Annotated in this window: 5 protein-coding genes and 1 pseudogene; 4 read left to right on the top strand and 2 right to left on the bottom strand. The window is 44.4% G+C overall.

Annotation, left to right across the window (positions count from 1 at the left end; all coding sequences use genetic code 11):
- Positions 1–603: 603 nt before the first annotated feature.
- A complete protein-coding gene (locus ACJ751_RS13985; protein ID WP_407746116.1) occupies positions 604–1308 on the bottom strand; it encodes an NUDIX hydrolase in 705 nt (234 codons plus the stop codon).
- A 249-nt stretch (positions 1309–1557) separates the two neighbouring features.
- Entirely contained in the window at positions 1558–2436 is an 879-nt protein-coding gene (locus ACJ751_RS13990; RefSeq protein WP_407746117.1) for a helix-turn-helix domain-containing protein, read from the bottom strand.
- A gap of 230 nt (positions 2437–2666) precedes the next feature.
- On the opposite strand from ACJ751_RS13990, the gene ACJ751_RS13995 reads away from it, so the two are divergent.
- The 4 genes and pseudogenes from ACJ751_RS13995 to ACJ751_RS14010 all read left to right on the top strand — a co-directional run.
- On the top strand, positions 2667–2846 hold the full coding sequence (locus ACJ751_RS13995; RefSeq protein WP_407746118.1) for a hypothetical protein: 180 nt from the start codon (positions 2667–2669) through the stop codon (positions 2844–2846).
- A 73-nt stretch (positions 2847–2919) separates the two neighbouring features.
- Complete coding sequence (locus ACJ751_RS14000; protein ID WP_407746119.1) at positions 2920–4752, top strand: sodium:solute symporter family protein; 1833 nt, start codon at positions 2920–2922, stop codon at positions 4750–4752.
- 23 nt (positions 4753–4775) lie between these two features.
- Positions 4776–5963, top strand: a complete 1188-nt coding sequence (locus ACJ751_RS14005; RefSeq protein ID WP_407746120.1) for a glycosidase — start codon at positions 4776–4778, stop codon at positions 5961–5963.
- 36 nt (positions 5964–5999) lie between these two features.
- Positions 6000–6276, top strand: a pseudogene (locus ACJ751_RS14010) (N-acyl-D-glucosamine 2-epimerase); the annotation flags it as partial.

Genomic DNA, 6276 nt, shown 5'->3' on the forward strand with positions numbered 1-6276 from the left:
AAAGGCCTTATTGATCAAAAAGGCCGTAAGAAGAAAGCGTTTAATGTACTTAAGGAATATTACGAAAAAAAGGCTGCTGCAGCCAATAAATAAGTTATTCAAAAAATAAATATCTCATGGTCGCCCTCTGCTAAATAGCTGTCTTCTTCAAATTGGCATGCTTCTTTCATATACTGTATGCAGATTCCCGGAATTGATCTCTTTGCTTATTGCCAATTGTTATTGATCGTATCTTTTATCCCAGCTATATCCGTACACCTTGTCCCGCCCGTATTTAAGCAGCTATTATAACCTAACATTTGTGTTGTTCATACAGATAATGATGAATACGTTAACGTATTGACCATTCACCATTGTCGCCGCCCGGGCGATGTTCAGTCGGGCAGGCATAGCAAGCCACTACCTTCATGGCCAGTGATCAGCTGTTATATACCAGAAAGGCTGGAAAAGGCATAAAGGATGTTGTCGCAGTTGGTCTAGCAACTCTCCGGTTATGTCCTGTTTTGAATGGTGGTTCCTCCTCCGGGGAACCGCCTTTTTCTTTGACAGCCGAAGCTTTACTGCCGTCGCCTCTGGCTATGGCAGTCGAAGAGCGTAAGCGGGTTATTTTAAATTATCAGGGTTGGGAATGAAATTTAAGAATGAATGGAATTGCGAGTCGTACCGGCGCTTATCCAGCTTATAGTAAAAGGCGCCTTTTTTAGAACCCTCTTTTTCCTTTTCTTTTTGTTTAACGAGCAGTTTGGTAGAAAGGATCTTACGGGTAAAATTACGTTTGTCCAGCACAGTGTCATATACCCCGGTGTACAGGTTGTATAACTGAGGCAATGTAAATTTCTCGGGCATCAGCTCAAATAAAATGGGGTGGAAGGCTGCTTTATAACGGAGTTTTTCCTTTGCCATTTTTACCATCCGGCTATGGTCGAAGATAAGCTTGGGTACTTTATTGAGGGAGAACCATTCGGCGTGAAAGTCGTCGCTGATCTGTTTTTCGTATTTGCCAATATCGATCAGGGCAAAATATGCAATGGAAACAACACGGTCTTCAGGGTCACGGGTAGGGTCACCGAAAGCGTATAACTGTTCAATGTATACATTCTTGAGACCGGTCAATTGTTTCAGGATGCGGGCGCCCGCCTGTTCAAAATCTTCATCAGGCTGAATGAAACCACCCATAAGGCTCCATTTGCCTTTTTCGGGTTCAAACCCTCTCTGTATCAGCAGTAGTTTCAGTTCGTGTCCGTCAAAACCAAAAATGATAGAATCAACCGCAACAAGCATGCGTTTTTGCTTGGAATAATGTTTCATATGAAAGTGAATCGGTCCATTTATACTATTAAGATCTGAAATTGAAATAGTGAAAATGGATAGAATTTTGGGTTAAAGTAATAAGAAATACTGAACAATAATATAACGTGGTGATGAAGATAGCTATTTTTTTTAAAAGCTCCACCCATATCGGTTGAGCCAAATAACTGTTGCAATTTTTTTGCAAACGCCAAAGCCGCCCATAAGGCTTTTCAATATACTAACGATGAACAGGAATATGCTTACCGTTCATATAAAGATGCGGGTGCCGGAAAAGCTTTCCCGGAAGTCTTTGGGGGTACAGTTCTTCTTCTTTTTAAAAATGCGGTTGAAGTTAGAAATGTTGTTAAAGCCGCAGTGATAAGCCACTTCGGCTATGGACTGAGTGGTATCTATCAGCATCCTGGAAGCGTGGCCCAGCCTGATTTCCGTAAGACTATCAATAAAGGTATTGCCGGTACGTTGTTTGAAAAAGCGGCTAAATGCAGCATCAGACATATTGGCCAGCCGGGCAACTTCGTTCAGGGTAATGGGTTTGTCGAAGTTATGGTTCATGTATTCCAGCGTTTTCTCAATACGCCGGCTGTTATAAGTGTACTGCTCGGTATTGTTGAATGAAGCATCGGAAAGAATGCGCATATTACGCGAAATGGACAGATCGTGTAGTATTGACATTAATTCAAGCACAGAATCAAAGCCTTGTTTCTGATTTAATTCCATAATACGTGGCGCCAGCTGCTGGGTAGTTTCTTTTGAGAACAGGATGCCCCGCAATGATTTTTCGAGCATGGTACGAATAAAGCTCAACTGGTTGCGGCGCAGCAATTTTTCATCGAACAGATCCTTGTGAAACTGGATGGTGATCTCCCTTATTTCGTTGCTTTTGCAATGATGGGTGAACCAGGCATGCTGCAGGTTACTGCCTACCAGCACCAGTTCCAGTTCATCGATGTCTTCAATGTGATCGCCGATGACCCGCCTGGCATTTTTGGCATTTTGAATAAAATTCAGCTCAAATTCTTCGTGGTAATGCAGCGGGAAATCGAACTCCGATTTAACCCGGGAAAACAGCGTAAAACAATCGCTTTGAGTGAGCGGGGTGATTTCACGTAATAAACTATTTTTCATGTGGGGCAATTGTATCGTTTAGCAGATCAAATTTATACAATAAGCAGCATAATTAATATCATAATTGAATAGTAACGGTGCTTTAATTAAAACTCGCTTTATTTCAATTGTTTAGCTTAGATACATTATTATTTAGCCTATATATTATTGGAAAAAATATAAAAATAGGTCAATATAGTATTATTTAGCTATCATAATTCAGACATAAATTTGATCTAAATTGTTGCTGTATGAGAAAAAAAATACGCTGTCGGGTATTCATAGACCTGCTATGGAGGCCCGCACAATCGGCGCCCGCGTTTGCCAAACCAAAAACCATCTCCGGCATTATCTCCGACAAAAGCGAGGGTTCACTTGAAAAGCTACCATACCTATTTCTGAAGAAAAACAATCGGGCCTGGTTAGGCTGAACGTAACCGATAGTAAGCCCGCCTTTCCCGACTTATCGGGATTTCACGATTGGCAATTTACGATCTTAGAGGAATGAAATTAACAATATTAGACATCAGCATAGTCGTTCTGTACCTGGCTACCATGGTAGCAATAGGCTGGGTGTTACGTAAAAGAGCGCGGAAAAATAAAGAAAGTTACCTGCTGGGTGGCAAAGCGCTGCCCTGGTACATGCTGGGGTTGAGCGATGCCAGCGATATGTTTGATATCAGTGGTACTATGTGGATGGTGACGCTGTGTTTTGTATATGGCATGAAATCGATCTGGATCCCCTGGTTATGGCCGGTGTTTAACCAGGTGTTTATGATGATGTTCATTTCGAAATGGGTGCGCCGGTCAAATGCAAGCACCGGCGCTGAATGGTTGGTGACCAGGTTTGGCGCCAGCGGCAAAGGCGTAAAAAGCTCCCATAATGTAGTAGTGGCCTTTGCGCTGTTGAGTTGTTTTGGTTTTCTGGCCTATGGCTTTGTAGGCCTGGGCAAGTTCATTGAAATATTTGTTCCCTGGCACCTGGTATCGGCATACGTGCCTTTTACGGTAGTGCCGGAATATGTACCGCATTTGTATGGCATGGTGTTTACGCTGTTTGCCATGTTCTATTCCATATTGGGTGGCATGCACAGTATTGTACTGGGCGATGTAATAAAGTATGTGATCATGACGGTAGCCTGCATTTCCATTGCCGTGATCGCCATGCTGCGTTTACATAGTCCCGGTACTCAGCTGGCAGTACCCGCCAATTGGACGAACCCATTCTTTAACTGGCATTTAAATCTTGACTGGAGAAATCTGATACCAGATGCTAATAAAAAGATCGAAGAAGACGGGTTTGGCTTGTTTGGGTTCTTTTTTATGATGATGTTGTTCAAAGGCATTTTTGCCAGTCTGGCCGGCCCTGCGCCCAATTACGACATGCAAAAAGTATTATCTACCCGCTCGCCGAAAGACGCCAGCAAAATGTCTGGTTTTGTTTCTATCATATTATTGCCGGTGCGGTATTCGATGATCATTGGCCTTACCGTGCTTGCTTTATTGTATTATAACCAGCTCGATCTGCGCACTGCTTCGGGAACCGATTTTGAAAGAATATTACCGGCAGCCATCAATGATTTTTTACCGGCAGGTATTTTAGGCCTGGTGCTCACGGGTTTGCTTGGCGCCTTTATGGGTACCTTTTCCGGCACCCTGAATGCGGCACAGGCGTACATTGTGAATGACATCTATTTAAAATATGTTGATCCGCATGCCAGCACCAAAAGTATCATTACCGCCAATTACATGGTTGGCATTGTTGTGGTGGCCATAGGCGTAACGCTGGGCTTTTTTGCCAAAGATGTGAACAGCATTTTACAATGGATCGTAAGCGCTTTATATGGCGGCTATATCGCAGCCAATATGTTGAAATGGTATTGGTGGCGGTTTAACGCCAGCGGTTTTTTCTGGGGTATGACCAGTGGTATTATAGCAGCGCTGGTATTCCCCTATATTTTCAAAAATACCCTGCCTTTGTATAGCTGGCCCCTGTTATTCCTGATCTCGCTGGCCGGTTGTTTTATCGGAACCTGGTTAACCCCGCCCACGGATGAAACCGTATTGAAACAATTTTATAAAACAGTAAAGCCATGGGGGTTCTGGAAACCGATTCAGGCAAAAGTACTAAGCGAAGACCCTGCCTTTGTGCCTAACAACCGGTTTAAACTGGATATGTTCAACGTAGTGTTAGGGATCATTGGCCAGTGTTGTTTAACCATTTTGCCTATGTACGTGGTATTATGGTTAAAACTGCCCCTGCTGATCACCGTTGCCATCCTGGTGGTGATTGTGCTGGTATTGAAACGAACCTGGTGGGAAAAACTCGAAAACTAAACAGACTTTAAAATTGAACTGCCATGGATACCAATTTTTTGAAGCGGCTGGAAATGCTCGAAAAATCACATGAGAAATTAATTAACCGTGCCAATGAAAAAAGGGAGGAAGATAATGGTATTTATTGCCGGTATAAGAATCCGGTGTTGACTGCCTTGCATACGCCCCTGTTCTGGCGCTATGACCTCAATGCGGCAACCAATCCATTTTTAATGGAACGGATCGGTATCAATTCCGTGCTGAATGCCGGCGCCATTAAATTGAATGGAAAATATTATTTGATCGCGCGGGTAGAAGGCGCCGACCGGAAATCATTTTTTGCAGTGGCCGAAAGCGCTACCGGTATCGATGGTTTCCAGTTCTGGGATTACCCGGTGCTGATGCCCGAAACAAGTGTGGAGGATACCAATATTTACGATATGCGTGTAGTGCAACATGAAGACGGCTGGATCTACGGTTTGTTCTGCACCGAACGGCGCGATCCCAATGCGCCGCCTGCCGATCAGTCTTCGGCTATTGCCCAATGTGGCATTGCCCGCACAAAAGACCTGGTAACCTGGGAACGGCTGGCCGATCTGAAAACCTCTTCGCCGCAACAGCGCAATGTGGTATTGCATCCGGAGTTTGTTGATGGGCAATACGCTTTTTATACCCGTCCGCAGGATGGATTTATTGAAGCCGGATCGGGTGGTGGTATCGGGTTTGGGTTAAGTAATTCCATGGAACAGGCCGTTATACATAAGGAAGTAGTGATTGACAAAAGGGTGTACCATACCATTTCTGAGTTAAAGAACGGGTTGGGGCCTCAACCGATAAAAACAAGCCAGGGCTGGTTGCATTTGGCGCATGGCGTGCGCAACACGGCTGCGGGTATGCGTTACACCCTGTACCTGTTTATGACCGATCTGAAAGACCTTACCAAAGTGATCTATAAACCCGGTGGTTATTTTATTGCACCCGAAGGAGAAGAAAGAGTAGGGGATGTGTCGAACGTAGTGTTTGGCAATGGCTGGACCGTTGATGACGATGGCCGTGTGCTGATCTATTATGCTTCGTCAGATACCCGCATGCATGTTGCGGAATCGACGATTGAACAGCTGGTTGATTATGTGATGCACACGCCGGCAGATGGCTATACTTCCGCCGCTTCGGTGCGCACCTTGTACAGGATGATTGAAAATAACAAGATCGCCCGGCAACAGCATATTTAACAGCCATCTGAGCAAAAAAAGTGGTATAATCGTTACATGAACCGGGAACTTTTTTCAAACGAATTGCAACACGAGCTGCTTGCTATACTGGATTACTGGCTGCAACACGCTGTTGATGAAAAACAGGGTGGTTTCTATGGCCGGATCGATAATAACAACAGGAGCTATCCCGACACGCCTAAGGGCAGCGTACTGAATGCCCGTATCTTGTGGACATTCTCCGCTGCTTATCATTTTTGCAACGACCCACGTTATGCAACGGCAGCCGATCGGGCCTTTGCTTACATCCGCGAACATTTTGTCGATTCTTTGT

Origin of the sequence: Niastella sp., from assembly GCF_045805085.1 — a bacterium.
Taxonomy (GTDB): Bacteria; Bacteroidota; Bacteroidia; order Chitinophagales; family Chitinophagaceae; genus Niastella.

What these genes read in the sequence shown, in the direction of transcription:
- ACJ751_RS14005 (WP_407746120.1), top strand. Translation starts at nt 4,776, where the DNA reads ATGGATACCAATTTTTTGAAGCGGCTGGAAATGCTCGAAAAATCACAT.
- ACJ751_RS13985 (WP_407746116.1), bottom strand. Translation starts at nt 1,308, where the DNA reads ATGAAACATTATTCCAAGCAAAAACGCATGCTTGTTGCGGTTGATTCT.
- ACJ751_RS13990 (WP_407746117.1), bottom strand. Translation starts at nt 2,436, where the DNA reads ATGAAAAATAGTTTATTACGTGAAATCACCCCGCTCACTCAAAGCGAT.
- ACJ751_RS14000 (WP_407746119.1), top strand. Translation starts at nt 2,920, where the DNA reads ATGAAATTAACAATATTAGACATCAGCATAGTCGTTCTGTACCTGGCT.
- ACJ751_RS13995 (WP_407746118.1), top strand. Translation starts at nt 2,667, where the DNA reads ATGAGAAAAAAAATACGCTGTCGGGTATTCATAGACCTGCTATGGAGG.